This window comes from Bacillus sp. NPDC094077, from assembly GCF_050279465.1.
GTDB lineage: Bacteria > Bacillota > Bacilli > Bacillales > Bacillaceae_G > Bacillus_A.
On sequence record NZ_JBNNUF010000019.1, the window covers coordinates 25,984 to 44,973 of the forward strand.

The following is an 18,990-nucleotide window of genomic DNA, read 5'->3' on the forward strand; positions in this document are numbered from 1 at the left end:
TTAGGATAAAGCAAATAGTAAATCAGAAAAATTAAAAGAACAAACGATTCGCATGGTGGTTACAGTAATAAAGTTTCATATGATTACAACACTGCGGACCAAAACGTTAAAGTAATAGATGGTGGGTCCACATATCGATTTGATTATGATGAAAATGGTCATGTGCGTACATATGCCGCAGTCAATGGAACCGGTTCAACATTTAACTACGATCAAATAGGTAAACTAACAGATTTAGTCATTGGAACACCAAGTCAAATCTTGTTATCAGAACGATATCAGTATGATAAAACGGGTAACCGTACGAAAATTACACATGAAGGTACAGGCGGAAAAGTAACCGAAACAAATTATGTATATGATCCAATTAATCAGTTACTGAAAGAATCGTTACCAAATGGAACTGTGAAAGACTACACGTATGATGGATTTGGAAATCGTACAAGTGTAAAAGTAACAGAGAATGGAAAAGAAACAAAATCAATTACAGCAACATTTAATGAAGGAAACCAGCTTGTCAAATTCGGAAACGAATCTCTTGCGTATGATTCAAATGGTAACCGTATATCTGACGATAAACACACATATACATGGAATGAAGCAGACCAACTGGTTGCCGTAACGAAAAAAGGTGAAAGTCAACCGTTCGCAACATACAAATATGATGATGATAATCGACGTATTGAAAAGAATGTCAAGGGGGCAATTACACGTTACTTCTATGACGGTGACAGCATCAATCCATTATATGAAACGGATGGAAGTGGAAATGTCCTTCGTCAATATGTATACTCAATAGATGGTGTACGTCTTGCGATGAAAGCGCAAGGACAAACGTTATTCTATCACTATAGTCCACGTGGTGACGTGGTAGCGATGACAGATGCAAATGGACAAGTAGTCGCAAACTATGAATATGATGCATGGGGTAATGTACTAAAGAGTGACGCAAAAGGTATTGCAGCAGACAACTCATTCGGATATGCAGGATACATGTATGATAAAGAGATTGGGATGTATTACTTAATTGCTCGTTACTATAATCCAGATCATGGTGTGTTTTTATCGGTAGATCCTGATCCAGGTGATGATGATGACCCAGTAACACAAAATGGATATACGTATGCGGATAATAATCCAGTGATGCATGTTGATCCAGATGGTCATTTAGCTTGGTTAGTATTTAACGCAGGTTTTGCAGCTTATGATGGATATAAAGCATACAAATCAGGAGCCAAATGGTCAGGTGTTGCCGGAGCAGTAGCGGTTGGATTTATTGGTGGAAGTAGAGTTAAAGCAGCTAAAAAAATTGGTGGTTATTTATTTGGTTCTTACAATAAAGTAAAAAGACTACAATCTAGTGGTTATCAGGCGCATCATATTATACAAGATGCCGCTGTAAGAAATTTGAAAGGATATAGTCGTGGAAAGGCACCGGCGGTAGCTTTATCTAATTCGGCTCATAAAAGAACATTTGCACCGCAAAGACAGAAGGGAGGAGGTACATATGCCTCTGAGCGAAGAATTGCATATAAATCATTAAGAAGAGCGGGTATATCAGAGAAAAGAGCTAGGAAATTAATAAGAAAGACCGATAAACATTTTTATAAATTGGGAGTCAGACCTTCTACTAAAACAAGAATTCCTGGAAATAGAAAAAGTAAATAAATTACATTTTTGAAAGGAGAGGGATTTTAAGTTATGAATCATGAACAATGGATTTCGTTACTAAAAGCCGTTTTAAATCAAATTCAGAGGCTAGGTGGAGAAATAGATAGTTTGATAATAAAAGACCCTATATCTGTAACTGAAATAAACAAAGTTGAAAACCAGCTAGGTATATCTATTCCTTTGAGTTATAAAAAAGTAATGTTGAAATGTTTCTCCCATTTAGAGTGGGGGTGGTATTTTCCAGATGACTTTCCATTAGATGATAAATTCCAGGATATATTTGGTAGTCGTGGGGTTTTAGCTCTAAGTGAATTGGTAGAATGTGAGAATATGAGGCAGGAATTAGTACAAGATGTTTTTAATGATCCTGCAGATTCCTATGATCAAATCTGGCATAATAAATTAGCTTTTTTTAATGTAGGAAATGGAGATTTATTTGCTTTTGATTTAAATAAGGATGAGGTAGATCCACCTATTGTGTATTTGAGCCATGATGACGGAGAGATGCATGGGTTTATTTTAGGGAATAACTTTATAGATTTTATGAATAAATGGTCCAAAATAGGTTTTGTAGGCGGGGAATCATGGAGTCTTCTTCCTTTTGTTGATTCTCAAAATAGTGGAATTAATTTGGAGGGAGAAAATGTTAAAGAATGGAAGGTAGTTCTGAACCTGTAAGAACAATATTTGCACTAAATAACACCTTTAATTTGATAAGAAAAATTAAAGGTGTTATTTAACTTTGTATTATGTAGAGGTTAGCAGAGCTTATAGATTCAAAATAAAGGATATGCAGTGTGTGTCTATGATAGCAGGGAGATATAGTAATGCTAAATATTTTCATGTTAATATACCATATAGATTAGGTAATGTTTTTATAGGGTTAAATTAAATATAAAAGTGAGAATAAGATACTCTCTTTACAATTTAGATTGCATATAAAAGGTTATCGAAAAATTTTTATTAGAAATCTCTCGTTTACATGGTAGAAATATCGCATTGTTAATTTGAGAAAATATATAAATAGATTTATTGTATGGATAAAAAGTTAGTATAAAGAAGAAGGGGTGCGCTTTTCATGACAGAACCGCAAATCATAATAGGGATACCAGGTTTATGGAAAAGTAGAACAGAATTAGTACAAGAAGTTGTTAGCAACAGCGGGGGCTATATTTTAGCAGGAAACATTATAAATCATATGGACAAAGACATTAGTTTTGAAATTGATGTGTATGATTATGACCCTTCTTTAGGAGAAGCTTTTTTATATGCGAGTGGTGGTCGTTTTGATCAAGAATGGATTCATAAGTTAGAGGAACATACTCATACAGTGTATGTTATTGCTAATGTAGGAGATATACAGAGCATAAAAGAAGTGATTGATGTAGGAATGGCATTATTAAATGCTGGTGGAATTGCATTGAAAATTGAAACAGTAGGTGTAGTTTACTCTAAAGAGGAATGGAAAGAGCTTGCAGATAATAAAGAAGAATTCCCTATATATTCGCATGTTGTAACTTTAGTTGGAGAGGAAGATGGTTATTATTCATGTGGTATGCAAGCATTTGCACTACCGGATGTTATCGTACATACGAGTATGAATCCAGAAGAAGTAGCAAATTTATTAAATGATTTCAATTTATATAATTTAGTTGAGAAACCTAAGTTGAAAGATGGAGATACTATTAGTTTCACGGAAAATTCTCCGATGTATAAAGTATCTTACTGTGAAGATTATCGTTATGAACAAGATGATTTATTTTATAATCCGTGTGGTTTATGGAAGTTAGAGCAGGTTTAAAATTATTAAAATCGCGTTATTTGAAAAACAGGTGGAAGAGTATATGGGATTGGAATTATTTATCGGTAAACCATAGCATAATTCAGATGAATTAAAATGATAATATTAATTATTTTGCAGGAAAGGAATCCTTTATAGGGTTCCTTTCCTGTATCTTTAAGTGCAGTATGTAATGAGAATATTGGACTATTACATCGAAAACAAATCCTTAATGTTATTAAGAAAATGGAAACCATATATCTGAAGAAAAATTCACATACACATGGAATGAAGCAGACCAACTTATTGCTTTAACAAAAAAAGGTGAAAGTCAGCCGTTCACAACATACAAGTACGACGATGATAACCGCCGTATTGAAAAGAATGTCAACGGTGTAGTCACACGTTACTTCTACGATGGCGACAGTATCAATCTGTTATATGAAACAGATGGAAGTGGAAATGTCCTTCGTCAATATGTATACTCAATAGACGGTGTACGTCTAGCGATGAAATCCCAAGGACAAACGTTATTCTATCACTACAGTCCACGTGGCGACGTCGTAGCGATGACAGACAAAGATGGACAAGTAGTCGCAAATTACGAATATGATGCATGGGGTAACGTATTAAAGAGTGACGTCAAAGACATCGCGGCAGACAATCCATTTGGATACGCAGGGTACATGTATGATAAAGAAATTGGTATGTATTATCTGATTGCGAGATACTATCATCCGGAGCATGGTGTGTTTTTATCGGTAGATCCTGATTCAGGTGATGAGGATGACCCGATTACCATGAATGGGTACACGTATGCGGATAACAATCCAGTGATGAACATTGATCCGGATGGTCATTTAGCATGGTTTGTTCCACTTGCTATACAAGGGGCTAGAATAGCTGCTCCTCATGTAGGGCGTTTTGTGGCTAAGAAATTGGTTAGAAGTACGGTGAAAAAGCAATTTAAAGGTAGAATAGGAACGCCTAAAATACACGTAACATATAAAAAACCTGTAGCTAAAGGTGGGCGTAAGAATGGTGTAACATATTATTTTAAAGATAAAAAATTAATTCAAAAAAGGTTTTATGATGGACAAGGAAGAGCGAGAAAAGATATAGATTATACAAATCATGGGAATCCTAAAGCACATCCTGTGGTGCCGCATAAACATTATTGGAATTGGAAAAAGAAAGTTCCCCGATCTACTTGGTATTCGCTTAGAAAGAAATGGTGATATTATGAGACTATGTTTAGAACGAGAAATTGGTTATATAAATGATATAATTTCATTTATATCTGAAGACATTCATAAGTATAATTGGATATTTACAGATATAGAGGCTCATGTATTTAAAGGTGATTTAGAAATACAGGATACTTTATTTGAACAAGAACGATTTTATATGTCGGGAAAGGAACTTTGTGATTTTTTGCATCAACACCAAGTTTTACTTATTTTTGGTGTGATGATTGCTGTTAAACAAACAGATAAAAATATCCTTAAAAATATTCCGGATTACCCAATCATTCAAGATAACGAACAATATTGGATAGATAGTTACAATTTAACAATTCCAGAATCTGTTATGGAGTTTGGTTTTTTTGATACATCTTGCTTAATTTTTGCAAGTAATAATGAATCAATTATAAAAAAATTCAAAAAACAGTTCCCGACAGCTATTTTATACTCAGATTACCTGGAATTAGAATAATATAAATTTTGGAGAGATGTATATAATCGATTATGGGTTTCATAGACCCGAAATCTTTATATAGCAAATGAAAATTTGCTATACAATATGGAAGAAGTAGAAGAATAAATAGAGAAATGATCTGTAGAAAGAAGAGTTGATAACAGCTCTTCTTTCTTTATACATATATTCTTGCAGAAACAATTAAATTAGAGTATTTAGGTTGTAGGAGCAACGAATAGTAGAAGCTTCTACTATGGCGACAGCATCAATCCATTATATGAAACAGATGGAAGTGGAAATTAGAAAAGCCATAAATCGTTTAGGGAATCAGTACGGTTGTCATAGCTGCGGGATTAAAAAGGCTGGAACTAAAAAGGGTAATTTCATACTAGATCACATGCCTCCAAATTCCCTTGCAGGAAAAAGAAAACAAAGACTATACCCACAGTGTAATAGCTGTTCTAGAAAACAGGGTGGAAGGCTTAGTACAATATCAAAAAAGCGAAAAGTATATTATAGAGAAGATAAGAATCATGAAACAGCAAATTCTTAAACTATTAGATTCAAAACAAAGAAACTATGAATTTCCTGTATTAGATAATGCGAACATGGATATATCTCAATTGAAATTATCTGTTTTTTATCGAACAATACAGATTGGATAATGGTTTTCCAAATAATAGGGGTAGACTCTTTAGGTGCATCTAATTGGATTTATATGTATGGTAATAAGATTAATAATATGATTACTGATGATACAATTATACAGTTAAGTGATGGAAATTATGAATTATTTAATGATAATGGTGATTTCATACCAGATCTTTATCAGGGTAGTTTAATACTTCGTAATCATAGTTTTAAATATCAGTTTACAAAACAAGAGTATATTGATAATGGGATAATTTTTAAATCTGTGGAATCTTATCCAACATACTTGATGCGTATGCTAGCTAATAATTATGATGCAAGAAATTCACTATGGTGGTATGAAAAAGACGTTTTAGAAGAAGTAGATTTAGCTGGAGATTGGGAACTGTGGTATGAAACAGAAGATTGGCAACATGTTACAGACGAAAAGGTGAGTGAAAATGAATTTTTTCAGTCATTGGCTGTTGCTATAGAGAAAAATGATAGAAGTCTTATCAAGCAAAATCATACTAATACTCATTGGAAAAATTGGGTAGAGTATGATTTTGAAAATCAATATTGACTCTAAATTAGTTATAAAAGATAGGAGGAGAAATGAAAGTGAAAAGAAGAAGACAATCAGGAAGAAAATTTCAATCAAATCACGTTTCTATCCCTACGTGTTATGGAAGTGATGCACCTTACTATTATTATGAAGTAGAACCACATGAAAGAAAATCTCGATTTAATCTAACTTCAGATACTTGTATTATGGACAATGAATACTACTTTATTAGAGGATGTTTGGAAATTCCTATACTTAACTACCCTGAAACATTTATATGGGATGTGTGGGTGTCAATTAGTGAAGAAAATTATCAAAAAGTAATAAAGGGATGGAACGAGAGAGACATAGAAAATGAAGAGCCTTATTTCGGATGGCTATCTACATCAATTCCAGGGTATCCAGAAACATTAAATTTAAAGACGAATATACACATAATGGAAATTGGAATTAAACCTTTTATTGAATTAGAGCCAACTGAACATCCGCTAGCAATCGAAAAAAGAAAAGGAATTACTTTTGATAGGGTTAGAAAAATTAGAGAAGCTATGCAACAATAAAACTATAAAGTATAAGTTTGTAATACAATATTTACAAAATATATAAAATGTTAAATTTATGAAAACAAGTTGTATCATGTGTACGTACTGATACAACTTGTTTTTTTATAAGTATTAATGTTCAGCTTTACTTTTTATAAATAGGGTGTCCCAAATAGTAAAGTTTTTGGAACCCTAGTATTTACCAATCTATTTGAACGTGTCACTTTAAGAGATAATTTGCATTACTTTTAAGTGCTCTTTTGTATCAGGAGTATACATAATTAAATTATCTGTTGTAGATTTCCTAATTACTGCAGTAAAGGTAATGAAATTAATAGGTTCAAAACTTAAGAGTAACCAACTGCTGATGATTTAAACAAATTCTTCTCTTACTTACTTGGGGGTAAATTACTGAAAGAACAGCAACTAAAGCAAATGCTTACTACAGTCCCTACAGGAACAGATGAACTTGGCGATTACGGTCTTGGAATTTACAAAATTAAGCTTTCAAATGGTGTATCGATATGGGGACATGGAGGCAGGCATACGCTGGTCGTCAATTTGAACAGCCTTAAAGCTGATAGTCCTGATCCTTTTAAAAATATTTTACTTGCTGAATTTAGCAAGTAGGCCAAAAGGAAGAACGGATAAATTTTATTATATTTTCATAGTTAAACAAATAAATGATGAAATCGATCACTTATCTAAGGAGGTAATTCCTTCATGAAAAATAAGCTAACTGGTGTGTTAGCCGCTACATTAGCACTAACTATGACCCTACCAACAGGGGTGAAAGCATTTTCTGACAGTAAGACTACAGTTGTAACTAGTGAAGAAGTAGCTAGCCAAGAACTGAAGAAGATTGCAGCAGAGAAGGCGGCGCTACTCACGAAGTCCCATGGGGCGACTAGCGTGCAGTATGTGCTAATTGATAATGGAAAACTTATTTTGTCGGGTCAGGCTGGCAAGAACGATATGGAAGGGGAACAGCCGCTAACCAAAGATACTCTATACGGGATTGGTTCAGTCAGTAAAATGTATGCAACAGCGGCTGTAATGAAATTGGTCGACGAAGGAAAAGTTGATTTGGATGCTCCTGTCGTCCACTATGTTCCTGATTTTAAGATGAAAGATGAGCGGTACAAACGCATTACGCCGCGTATGTTGTTGAATCACTCCTCCGGCTTGCAAGGTTCCACGTTAAGTAATGCATTTTTATTTAACGATAATGATACCTATGCCCATGATGTCTTGTTGCAGCAATTATCGAACCAGAGCCTGAAAGCGGACCCAGGCGCGTTCTCGGTATACTGCAACGATGGCTTTACGTTGGCCGAAATTTTAGTGGAAAAAGTCAGCAGTATGAGCTTTACAGAATTTCTACATCAACGGTTTACGGAACCTTTAAAGATGAATCATACAAAAACGCCGCAGGACAAATGGAGAGACGAAAAGCGGGCTGGACTTTATTTTCCAGCGTACCAAGGGCAGCTTCCAATTGAATCGGTGAATGTGATTGGTACGGGAGGGATCTCTTCCACGGCAGAAGATATGGTACGATTCTCACAACTATTTATGGGACAGGGAAAAGGGATCCTCTCTGATAAGGTAGTCAAGGAGATGGAGCAAGAGGAATATAAAAAGGAATGTGGCCGGGGGATGGAGATAATATTTTTAACTACGGTCTTGGTTGGGATAGTGTGAAACTATACCCATTCAGTGAATATGGGATCAAAGGCTTGGCTAAGGGCGGCGACACGGCACTGCAACATGCAATACTGGTCGTGCTTCCGGAACAGAAGATGGCTGCGGCTGTGTTGTCATCCGGCGGGAGGAGCTCTACAAACCAACTGCTGGCAACTAACTTGTTGCTCGCCGCGCTCAAAGAGAAGGGCACAATTAAGGAAATCAAGCCGAACAAATCCTTTGGCAAGCCTGTCAAGGCCAAGATGCCTCAAGACGTGGCAAAGAAAGCGGGCTTTTACCGCAATAGCGAAACTCATTTCAAAATTAAAATTACGAAGAATGGAGATTTGTTCTTACCATCTAATCGAGAAGAATGGAAGAACTTATTTGAGGGAGAGCACATATGAATCGCAGCCAGGCTTAGGGCAAGGTGTGATGACTCACTATTTAGCCGAGAAACTAGAAGACAACGTGCTATCAAAGAAAACCGCTGCTGCATGGGCAAAGCGGGAAGGCGTCAAGTTCTATCTTGTGAACGAGAAATTTAGTTCTATTGAATATCTCGTACAACCGAAACTTCTTACCACACAAATTACTCGCAAGGAAGGACTGGTGGGCTATTGGGATGGCAGAAAAATTACAGGTCCGAACACCGCAAAGCATCAGCTCCAGATTCCCGTGATGAATGGCCGTGATACGATGGAAACTAACGTAAAACCGATTGATGCAGGCCAATCATCCAAAGTTACGCTGCAAGCAAATGGGCATGCGAAATGGCTTACAATCCCGCAATCGGCAGCCGGGAAAACGATGTCCGTAACGTTGCCATCGAAGGGTTCGTTCGCGGTGTATGATGAGAAGGGAGTTTGCGTTAATTTTACCGTTGTGAGCGGCAATAACAAAATAAAACTGCCAAAGAACGGAACAGTTGTATTTGCTGGGGCACCGAACTCAGAATTTGCAATCACGGTGAACTAGCTACAATTCAAGATAGACTTCAACAAAACCAGTGCGACACAGAAAAGGTGTATTGCTGGTTTTGTTTGTATTTAGGCATTATTTCAACGAAAAGAATTTCAACGAATAATATCACGCTCAAACTCTATAAAAACATCTATCATACCAATTCTGGGCGATCATCTTTTTCCCCACTCATCTTCTAGGCGTAAATACGTTCGCAGCAGGTATTATGATGTATACCCCCTATACGATGCAGGAATTATCCAAGGTGTATAAAAATTATAATGACACTCATAATTATAAAGTACAGAGAAAGTAATTTCTTAAGCTGATGGATGTGTATGATGCCCCCATAAAGGTAGCTGTACATCAAAAAGATGACTCAGCAACTACACCAATTTGTTATTGTTTTAATTGGACAAAAGAAAAAATTAAACAATATGTGGAAAATGGACTTACTCCTAATCCAGTAGAGCATATTCGCGAAAACATAAGAGAAAACCGATGTGGTTGTGAAGTAAACAATCCACAAGGTAGTTGTTGTTTAGGCAATGTTACAACTTATATTAGAAAATTGTTATAAAGAACTTAAATGTTGCTTTTTTTCTCCAAAATATTTGGGGGTATTTTAAGATTTTAAGTTGATGGGCATGTGACGGTGCCTCATGCTCACCAAGCTAGTTAGTGTATGTTAAGTAAACCTTATGGATTTGTATATCTCATCCATCCACCTTCAGATTGTTTAGCTTTATACTTCCCATAAGACAGAAGCTTCATTGCCGAGCGATTGGCCGCATGAAAAACCAAGTTCAGCTTCAATTCTTCCTCCATTTCACTGGGATAGGTGGTGGATTCATAAACATAATAACCCGCCATGATACAGGGGACTACTTGCTCCGGTTCAAATCCATAAGCAGTTGCATCATCCACAACCAAATCAATAAGGCATCTGTTTCCATCTTTAACTTTTTTCAGGAGTAATTTTTTTACCGATCCTGGTACTAATTGTAATATTTTATCCTTCATGTCAGTCACCTCATCTTTTATCATGTCCATATAGCCTGGGGATATGTGTTAAACAGAATGAAATTCCAACCGTAATTGCACAACTTTAACAAGATTTTAAGGACTATATTACCCTAAAAGGCATGAGTTCGGTACAATACTGGACCCATGTCCAAGAAGCTGTCTAATGAAATAATGTGTCTAACCCACCAGGTTTTCCTGTTAGTGGTAGGGTTTATAAAGAAGGTATAGAAATACCTAGTTACAAGAGATGTAAAACAAAAACGTCATTTTGTACAAAAAGGTAGTCAGCGCAATTAACTAACTGCTTGTTAAAAAGAGAAGCCCCACAGGAGGCTTCATAAGGTTGAGTTATGTCGTATTCACAAGGAATTTTAACATGATTTTGTGGTGAATAAACTGGTAAATATACTCAAGTGGTTTAGGTCTATTATTTTGAATAAAAACGCTATTTTATTAGAAAAGGAGAATGAAAAGTGAACTTAAGGGAGTCCGTCGTTTATAAAGGTAAATCATTCGTTTGTCTTGGGACCATAAAGGAATGCGCTCAACAAATGGGTGCACTGCCTGAAACGATTAAATTTTATAAGAGACCAGTAGCGGAGCGGAAGAATGCTAGGAACTATATAACTGTTACTGAACTTGGGGACCATTAAAATAAAAATTTCATTTTGTCAGGAATAAAAAGGCGGTTGTTTCCGCAACCACCTTTCAGTAAAACAAAGCACTTTTTCAGAAATAAAATCTGAAAAAAAAATAAGATATAGTCCGGCTAGAAAACTAGAGGACACCAATTCATTAAATCAGCAATTAAAGTTGTTTTAGGAATAGGTGTCCTTTTTATTTTGAAAAGGGAGATGAGGGACTAAGAGATTAATTAGGTGAGTGGAAAAAGCAATCAAAACAAGAAAAGAAGAAAAAACGAAAAGAGAAATAAAGCACTCATGACATTGAAAAGTTAATGGGAATCCGAGGGCCGCGCTATGAAAATAGACGTGGAGCGTTAAGACAAAAATAGTTTAAAAATAAAAGGTGTGGTCTTACATGAATAAACAATTAACTTTCTTACCAAAAATCGATAGAGCAGCAATGAAGACGAAGTTAGAAGGCGGTCTGGTGGGTATCTAAAAAAACATTACAACTTTGTAAGGTTAATGTAATGTTAATCGATAGTAAATCAAGATACTTGAGTGTATTTTAAATAGGATTTAAAAGTAAGGTTTATTTATAAAGTACTGGGGTAAATAATACTTAAATTAGGAAGTGTAATTCAATGATTGAAGTTAAATCCATTATTCATTCATACAAACTAAAGAGAAGAATAGCTAAAGATTTATACGGTAGCAGAGATGAATTAACGCTGTTATTAAATGAATTTAATAGCATGAAAAGGAAAGTAACATCTGAGGAAATGGAAAAGAATATGTTATCTCGTTTACAATTAAGTTATCAAAATATGAAATTAGATAACAAATACCCCCTTCCGTTTGCCCTTAATAGTAAGTTATTGGAGCGATTAGAAGATAAATACCTTCTAACTATTGAAGATTCTATAGCATGTCTGTACCTAATGCTAGAAATAAATTATGAGAAAATAAAACATTATGGATCGAGTACAAGTAGGGCATTTGTTCCATTATCACAGTCTTCAATTTGTCTTGCTGATTGCGTTTGCTTAACAGGATTTGTATTAGGATTATTAGGAGCAGCTACATTTGGAGGGTTAATGTTATCTGCGTTTCAACTTACATAAATATTGATACTTGTAAAAAGGACACCGGCTTAAGGTGCTCTTTTTTAGTTATTTAGGAGAGCTTTTTGATAGAGTTGAAGGACAATGATGCTAAACTATAGCTACCCATTTTTATGCGTTGTGTAACTCATAAAGGGAAGCCTTATGAAGCTATGAATATCAAGAGCTGCAGCGTTTTTCTTTGTTAAACAAAATATAAGAAATGGGTAATTCAGATGATCCTTTTAAAGGGAAAATCTTCACTTATATGGAATACCTAAAAAATATTTCAAAGGGGGGATTTATTTGTTTTTTGAGATGACAGTACAAATTCGTGTTCCTACTATTAAAGAAGGGCATAGCTGGTATAAAACTTTACTAAATAGAGAACCTGACTTTATACCACACGAAGGATTTATTGAGTGGGAGCTTATACCAGGTTGTTGGCTACAAGTAGCAGAAGGGACACCTTCAGAAGGCGGTGGACCTTTTCGTTTAGCAGTTAAAGATATTGTAGCAGAACAAAAAAGAGTTGTTAAAGATTTGAATGTTGAAAAATTCGAGATATTTTCTCGTGATGAAGTGCCTGTAAAATGGGGGACTTTCACAGACCCTTGGGGTAATCGTCTTGGTTTCTTTGAATATCTGGATAAGAATGAACAATATGAACGTATCAAAACTATTTTAGGGCAAACTCAGTCGTTATAAATCAATCAAAGGATCTCAAATAGGGGTCCTTTGCTTTTATAATAAAGTAACATTCTTTGTATCATTAGTATTTATTACTTGTTTAACACCTTTCTGGATTATCATTCTAACATTTGATATTGCTTAGTTGGAGGGGGAAGTTTCATGAATGAATACAAACCCAAACAACAGAAGCGTAAAAAAATAAAACTCGTTATCCATCATATAAAAGAACTCGAACATCATCTAACACTCGTATTAGATATAGATAATCTAGAAATAATTTGTGTGGATTATCACAATAGAAAACACGGAAGAACATTCAAAAAGAAACATTGTTCGCTTACTTATATTTAGTTTACATAAGAAATCTTATAGATAGTTGCAAAAAGGAGTGAAATTCGTCTCAAAATGAAAAGAACTCTTATCTTATTGAGATGAATGAAGAAAATTCGAAGTTATATCTTAAAATTTGTATTAAAATTAAATTTTACTAGATGTTTAGCTAAAGTTAGTACGATAAAGAATACTTTTGATGTAAAAAGAACTAAAGGAAACACTCTCTTTCACTATAAAAGCAATTAAGTTTTGAGTAAAACAAAACCCATTTAGTCTTATGTAGTTAAAGTTAACTGTTTTGTATTAAAGTTTTCTTAACGTGTATTTATATTCTGGCTATACCCTATAAGCAACCATGTAATCAATATTAAAATGTTTAGGTCGATATATCTGAAACTAATTGGTATTCATATTGATGAAAGGTGAATGATACATTTTGTTGGATGTACATTAAAGAATTATAAAAAGGGGGGAAACAAAGATTTCACAACTTCGCACGAAATACCAATTTTACGAACAATAGAATAGTTAAATAAAAATCTAATACAGTATTTAGGGATTTCAAGCTCAATTGCATAAATCATAACATATTGGTATGTACCTATATAATTCATACTTTATATAGAAATCATTAAATACAGAGTTACTCATTAATAATTTTTATAGTAAATTACATTTTAATTTATAAGATTTTTTCTTATGTTGATCTATTTAACTCCTCATAATCATGATTAAATTAACCAATTCGTATTTTATACCAACTTTTAAACTATTTTCATATATTCATTTTTTATGAATTTATATATAAAAATTGTTTTATTTTACACACCTTTAAATGTGATTTTTGTACTAATTTGATAGCCTAATACAGATTTATCACTTGCTTATCTATAACTTTTATTAGAATGACTACACTATCCTTATTTCATTTCGAGCATATTTTAGCATCCCATAATTTAATTATGTAAATAAATTTGTGTAAAAATTGAATTTAATGCGAACTTGTGTTCGTGTGCCTTTTCTGTTATAGTATATATGAGGTGATTTTTATGGATTACAGCAAGCAACGTCAAAAATCCGTACATCGTAAAAAATTATACGAAAATCTAAATGAAATGCCCTTTTACATAGAAGAATTTGTGGAGTACAAAGAATTGCATGATGCCTCTCCCTCCACCCTACTGAATTATGTATATGATTTTAGAGTCTTCTTTAACTGGCTATTATCTGAGCAAATTATTGAATTAAAGCCTATCAAAGACATATCCTTCACTGATTTGGAGAATTTAAAGAAAAAAGATGTTGAGAATTTCATGAGGTTTCTAAAACTACAACAAAACATGCAGAATTCCTCTGTTAATAGAAAAATTTCAGCCTTAAAGTCTTTATTCAAGTACCTTACTTCCCTATCAGAGAATGATGAAGGAGAATGTTATTTTTATAGAAATGTAATGGCCAAAATTGAAATACATAAAGATAAAGAAACATTAAATGCCCGTGCAAAACGTATGAGATCTAAGATATTTCATAATGATGACGATCAAGAATTTTTGAATTACGTTAAGTACGAACATGAAAAATCTTTAACAAAACATCAGTTGTTCTATTTCCTAAGAGATAAAGATCGTGATGTAGCTATCCTCTCCCTCTTTCTTGGTAGTGGTATTCGTGTAAGTGAATTAGCGGATCTTCGTATGGAGGATATAAACCTAAAAGAAAGACTAATTGATGTAATCCGCAAAGGAAATAAAGAAGATTCAGTATGGATTACCCCCATTGCATTGAATGATCTTGAAAAATATATGGAAATTAGAGATAACAAATATGCCCCAGGAAAAGAATTAAAAAATGTATTTTTATCGAAGTATAAACATACTGCACAGCCACTTTCGGTTAGAGCTATCCAAGATATAGTAGAAAAATATACTAAAGCCTACGGTAAAAGAATGTCTCCCCATAAATTAAGACATACATTGGCAAACAAATTATATATGGAAGAAAAGGATTCATTACAAGTGATGCAGCAACTTGGGCATACGAGTCAAGATACAGCTTTGTTATACACTCAACTTGGGGAAACAACTATTAAAGAGAGTTTAGGTAGAATAGGGAAAGAAAAAAAATAAAAGGTTCAGCAATTATAGCTGAACCTTTTATTTTTCATTGTTATTTTTAACTTTATTATGTAAAAAATACATAGTTTATCTGTCCCTTTGTTTTGGATATGAATAATGAAAAATATTAATAAAATATTTGAAAAACTATCTTTAATTTGAATGTACGTATATAAATCCATAAATTCCAATTAGATAACCAACATTATCTGTATACCATGACTTATTCCCTTCTCTCTTGAGAAATATTATGGTTTATCTTCATTACCTTGCTTCATATGAAATTTTTCTAGATCAAACTTTAATTCGAAAATGCATGCTTGTTCATTTCAAAAATTGCAAAGCAAAAAGGCACCTAAATCAGGTGTCTTTTTGCAAAAATCATTTCTTAATCTTTGTTTAAATAATTTAAGATTTTACGATACCTACATCACTAAATGCTTTTTTCACAACTTGTTCTGTGTTTTGGGGCATTTTCCCTTCGGTTATAAGTACTTTCGCGGCTTTTAGAATTTCTTCAAAAGCATCATGGAAATCAGAATTTGGGTGAAGATGAGGCCATGCATTGTACCATAAGATTGCAGCATTATCTGTTCCTATTTCCATAGACACGAGATAAAATGCTTTATTTGGAATACCGCTGTTCGTATGCACGATATAACTTTGTCTTTGATCTTCAGTCTCAAAATTTTGATTGCTACCATCATCATATTTATCCATGTGATTCGGTTGAGAATCATGTTCGTTTGCGGTTCCTGGTTCTTTCATTGAGCGAAGGGCTTTTCCAGGAAATTTAGGACCAATAATTTTGTCACCAATTAACCAATCGGCATTTTGAGCATTTTGACCCAAATGATATTGTTTTATTGCACTACCCATACAATCAGAAAAGCTTTCGTTAAGGGAACCCGGTTGATCATAATATTCGAGTTTACATGTATACTGTGTTACACCATGACTCATTTCATGGCCTATAACATCAATTCCTGCTGTAAAATCTATAAAAATTTCACCATCACCATCACCAAAAACCATCTGCTTTCCATCCCAAAATGCATTCATAAAATGCTCTCTATAATGAACGTTAAAAATAAGATCCAGCCCTAGATTATCAATAGAATTACGATGTAATACATTTTTATAATACTCTAAAATGACTTGTCCAGCATCATATGCTTGATTCACATCCTCATCATCTGTAGGTGAATCTCCCTCGTCTCGAACTAATTTATGCTGACGTTCTTCCGTGTGTTGACAATCATAAACATGTCTAGTAGGTTTATGCTCTCTATTGTTATCCAATGTAGATTCCATTATTTGTTGACTTTTGATTATACTCTTTCTTTCCTCATGAATTTTCCTAGTATGTTCTAAGCTTTTTTGGGCTTTTTCGCTCCCTTTTTCTGCAAACTTTTCCAATAAGTATTCTGGAACAATATTTTCAATTTTTCTCATAATAATCATCTCTTTTCTATAATAATAGGTATTTTATATCCAAAAGAACTCAATATTTGTTAATTTCCTTCCCTAATTCTCATCCAGTGGGAATAAAAAAGCATCTCTATGGGTTGGTTAATAGCAAAAATGACTACTCTAATAATAAATATTACTTCCTATATTTTTCTGCAAATTTTTATTCGTAATGTACACCATTATAATTTACAAAACCTACTGGGTGATGCGTGAAATGTATGACTGGATCACCTGGATTCCCAATTCCTACTTTTACATGTGTTTTATCAACATATTCCCCTTGCAGTTCAATTTCTTCCCCTTCTTTTAAGCCTGGAATTGGATTTTTCAATCCTAATTTATCCCCAAAACGAATTGCACAGAAGGCTTCATCTTCTACTAAAGATTTTTGTGCCCCTTTTATATCAATAACTTGAATATTATTAATTAAAAAATGCTGATGTGTTCCGCCTTCTGAATTAGAATCATCGTCTTCTACTAATTTTATTGTTGCTTTTACATGCACAATTGGGGCATGGAATGAAAGTGGATTTCGATGATGCTCCATAAAATGATCTGCTAACGTATTACCAAAATGCGGATGTCGTTGTAAATGCTCACTCATATTTGTTCACTCCATTTTTTAGTTTTACTTCCATCTGTTAAGAATTCGAAATTGTAACGGTATTTAAAACAACACTAATTTTTTTTGTGAATTTTAGCCAAACAACATTCTCTTTTAATCAGATGGTTTTTCGCTTACCCAGCTTATAAATTGATTTAAACTTATTAAACCAACAAATTCATATCCTAATCCCAATCCTTTTGAATTCTAGAATTTATTTATAACTAACAGCTGAAAAATCCAAATGATTTTCAGTAAATTTTTCGATTGATAGGAACATCTCTATTCATTGCATTTTACATTATTTGAATTTAACATTATGATGTAACGATTGTAAGTTCAGATATACTCTTCATATATTGATCGTATTTGAAAAACAAGATATCTTCAAATGGACATGACACCAAATACTAAATGCAAACCTTTTAGCTAATTTTACTGGAATAATACTGTATACTAATGTTAATATTAGTAACCATATCATTTCTATTTTATTCTTTTGCCAGATCTAACAAACCATTACCTACTAATCGCTTGGAATCAGTAAGAGGTGTTGTTCTTTTAATCAATTGTGCATAAATTTCATCCTCAGATAACGTTCTATCGAATTCCTGTTTACTTTCACATAGTTTAATAATTAATGCTGAACCACCTGAAACATGTGGAGTTGCCATTGATGTCCCACTTAATGTTGCATAGCCTCCACCTTTATAAGTCGATAAAATCCCTACTTCAGGCCCAACTAAATCTACATTTTTATTTGAATCACTAAAAGGAGCTATTTTTTTATTAAAATCAACAGCACCAACTTCTACAACCTCTTGATACGCACCAGGGTAGCTAAACGTATCAGTAGCATGCCCATCATTACCAGTTGCACAAACAACTAATATATCGTTATTCACTGCATTTTTTACAGCTTGATGTAGTTCTGGTACATCTTGAGGTCCGCCTAAAGACATAGAAGCTTGTGGGGCTACTCCTAAAACACCTTTATTATTTTCTGTAGCAGCAATCGTTCCCGCCACATGAGTTCCATGACCATTTAAATCAGAATAATTACTAGGATCACTATTATTATCAGTAGTAAAGTTTTTCCCACAATAATACGATCCTTTAAATCCACATGATCTGTTTGACATCCAGTATCTAGGACTGCAACTACAATATCTTTTCCTTTTTCACTTTTTCCCATACTGCCGGAGCATTTATAAATTTGACGCCTTCAGGTATTTCACTGACCTCATTAACAACTTCCAACACTTCAAAAGGGATTAACCCTACTTCGTTACTCTTTACATCATTTGAATTATTTTGACTCATGTTTTTCACCTCCCATAATAAATTTTGATTGATTTTAAACAATCAAAATCTATTCTCTACATATATCTCACTAAATATGCAACTTATATATAGACTGCTCTAAAAATATTCAAAGCGATAGTATTTAAAAGACATTCTCTTAGTTTAACCTTGTGTCACT

12 protein-coding genes and 8 pseudogenes are annotated in these 18,990 nt (G+C 33.8%); 16 read left to right on the forward strand and 4 right to left on the reverse strand.

The window, feature by feature from the left end:
- Positions 1 to 4: 4 nt before the first annotated feature.
- The 11 genes and pseudogenes from ACQKNR_RS26000 to ACQKNR_RS26050 all read left to right on the forward strand — a co-directional run.
- Positions 5 to 1,668, forward strand: a pseudogene (locus tag ACQKNR_RS26000) (RHS repeat-associated core domain-containing protein); the annotation flags it as partial.
- A gap of 33 nt (positions 1,669 to 1,701) precedes the next feature.
- Positions 1,702 to 2,349: an SMI1/KNR4 family protein gene (locus tag ACQKNR_RS26005; RefSeq protein WP_427321893.1), complete on the forward strand. Its 648-nt coding sequence runs from the start codon at positions 1,702 to 1,704 to the stop codon at positions 2,347 to 2,349.
- A 400-nt stretch (positions 2,350 to 2,749) separates the two neighbouring features.
- Positions 2,750 to 3,472: a DUF4261 domain-containing protein gene (locus ACQKNR_RS26010; RefSeq protein ID WP_427321895.1), complete on the forward strand. Its 723-nt coding sequence runs from the start codon at positions 2,750 to 2,752 to the stop codon at positions 3,470 to 3,472.
- A gap of 245 nt (positions 3,473 to 3,717) precedes the next feature.
- Positions 3,718 to 4,689 (forward strand): annotated as a pseudogene (locus tag ACQKNR_RS26015) (RHS repeat domain-containing protein); the annotation flags it as partial.
- Between the two features lie 4 nt (positions 4,690 to 4,693).
- Positions 4,694 to 5,167, forward strand: coding sequence for a hypothetical protein (locus tag ACQKNR_RS26020; protein WP_427321897.1), 474 nt, complete (start codon positions 4,694 to 4,696; stop codon positions 5,165 to 5,167).
- 235 nt (positions 5,168 to 5,402) lie between these two features.
- On the forward strand, positions 5,403 to 5,702 hold the full coding sequence (locus ACQKNR_RS26025; RefSeq protein WP_427321899.1) for a hypothetical protein: 300 nt from the start codon (positions 5,403 to 5,405) through the stop codon (positions 5,700 to 5,702).
- Positions 5,683 to 6,362: pseudogene (locus ACQKNR_RS26030) on the forward strand (DUF7003 family protein). Before ACQKNR_RS26025 ends, ACQKNR_RS26030 begins: the two are co-directional and overlap by 20 nt.
- A gap of 38 nt (positions 6,363 to 6,400) precedes the next feature.
- On the forward strand, positions 6,401 to 6,904 hold the full coding sequence (locus tag ACQKNR_RS26035) for a DUF2199 domain-containing protein (RefSeq protein WP_427321937.1): 504 nt from the start codon (positions 6,401 to 6,403) through the stop codon (positions 6,902 to 6,904).
- A gap of 342 nt (positions 6,905 to 7,246) precedes the next feature.
- A pseudogene (locus tag ACQKNR_RS26040) lies at positions 7,247 to 7,516 on the forward strand (serine hydrolase domain-containing protein); the annotation flags it as partial.
- Positions 7,517 to 7,609: 93 nt separating this feature from the next.
- A pseudogene (locus ACQKNR_RS26045) lies at positions 7,610 to 9,550 on the forward strand (serine hydrolase domain-containing protein).
- 334 nt (positions 9,551 to 9,884) lie between these two features.
- Positions 9,885 to 10,115: pseudogene (locus tag ACQKNR_RS26050) on the forward strand (putative iron-sulfur cluster-binding metallochaperone); the annotation flags it as partial.
- 119 nt (positions 10,116 to 10,234) lie between these two features.
- Here ACQKNR_RS26050 and ACQKNR_RS26055 read toward each other — a convergent pair.
- Entirely contained in the window at positions 10,235 to 10,558 is a 324-nt protein-coding gene (locus ACQKNR_RS26055; RefSeq protein WP_427321901.1) for a hypothetical protein, read from the reverse strand.
- Between the two features lie 476 nt (positions 10,559 to 11,034).
- Here ACQKNR_RS26055 and ACQKNR_RS26060 point away from each other — a divergent pair, with 476 nt between their 5' ends.
- The 5 genes and pseudogenes from ACQKNR_RS26060 to xerS all read left to right on the forward strand — a co-directional run bounded on the left by ACQKNR_RS26060 (position 11,035) and on the right by xerS (position 15,442).
- A complete protein-coding gene (locus ACQKNR_RS26060; RefSeq protein ID WP_427321903.1) occupies positions 11,035 to 11,214 on the forward strand; it encodes a hypothetical protein in 180 nt (59 codons plus the stop codon).
- 617 nt (positions 11,215 to 11,831) lie between these two features.
- On the forward strand, positions 11,832 to 12,311 hold the full coding sequence (locus tag ACQKNR_RS26065) for a homoserine dehydrogenase (RefSeq protein ID WP_427321905.1): 480 nt from the start codon (positions 11,832 to 11,834) through the stop codon (positions 12,309 to 12,311).
- Positions 12,312 to 12,596: 285 nt separating this feature from the next.
- A complete protein-coding gene (locus ACQKNR_RS26070) occupies positions 12,597 to 12,998 on the forward strand; it encodes a VOC family protein (RefSeq protein WP_427321907.1) in 402 nt (133 codons plus the stop codon).
- Between the two features lie 168 nt (positions 12,999 to 13,166).
- Positions 13,167 to 13,334, forward strand: a pseudogene (locus ACQKNR_RS26075) (HNH endonuclease); the annotation flags it as partial.
- A gap of 1,031 nt (positions 13,335 to 14,365) precedes the next feature.
- On the forward strand, positions 14,366 to 15,442 hold the full coding sequence (gene xerS / locus ACQKNR_RS26080) for a tyrosine recombinase XerS (protein WP_427321909.1): 1,077 nt from the start codon (positions 14,366 to 14,368) through the stop codon (positions 15,440 to 15,442).
- Between the two features lie 396 nt (positions 15,443 to 15,838).
- On the opposite strand, the gene ACQKNR_RS26085 is transcribed toward xerS, so the two are convergent.
- The 3 genes and pseudogenes from ACQKNR_RS26085 to ACQKNR_RS26095 all read right to left on the reverse strand — a co-directional run bounded on the left by ACQKNR_RS26085 (position 15,839) and on the right by ACQKNR_RS26095 (position 18,830).
- Positions 15,839 to 16,885, reverse strand: coding sequence for a M4 family metallopeptidase (locus tag ACQKNR_RS26085; protein ID WP_427321911.1), 1,047 nt, complete (start codon positions 16,883 to 16,885; stop codon positions 15,839 to 15,841).
- A 178-nt stretch (positions 16,886 to 17,063) separates the two neighbouring features.
- The gene (locus ACQKNR_RS26090) at positions 17,064 to 17,507 is read right to left on the reverse strand and encodes a hypothetical protein (protein ID WP_114160626.1); all 444 of its coding nucleotides are present in this window, start codon (positions 17,505 to 17,507) and stop codon (positions 17,064 to 17,066) included.
- Positions 17,508 to 17,998: 491 nt separating this feature from the next.
- Positions 17,999 to 18,830: pseudogene (locus ACQKNR_RS26095) on the reverse strand (S8 family peptidase).
- Between the last annotated feature and the right edge of the window lie 160 nt (positions 18,831 to 18,990).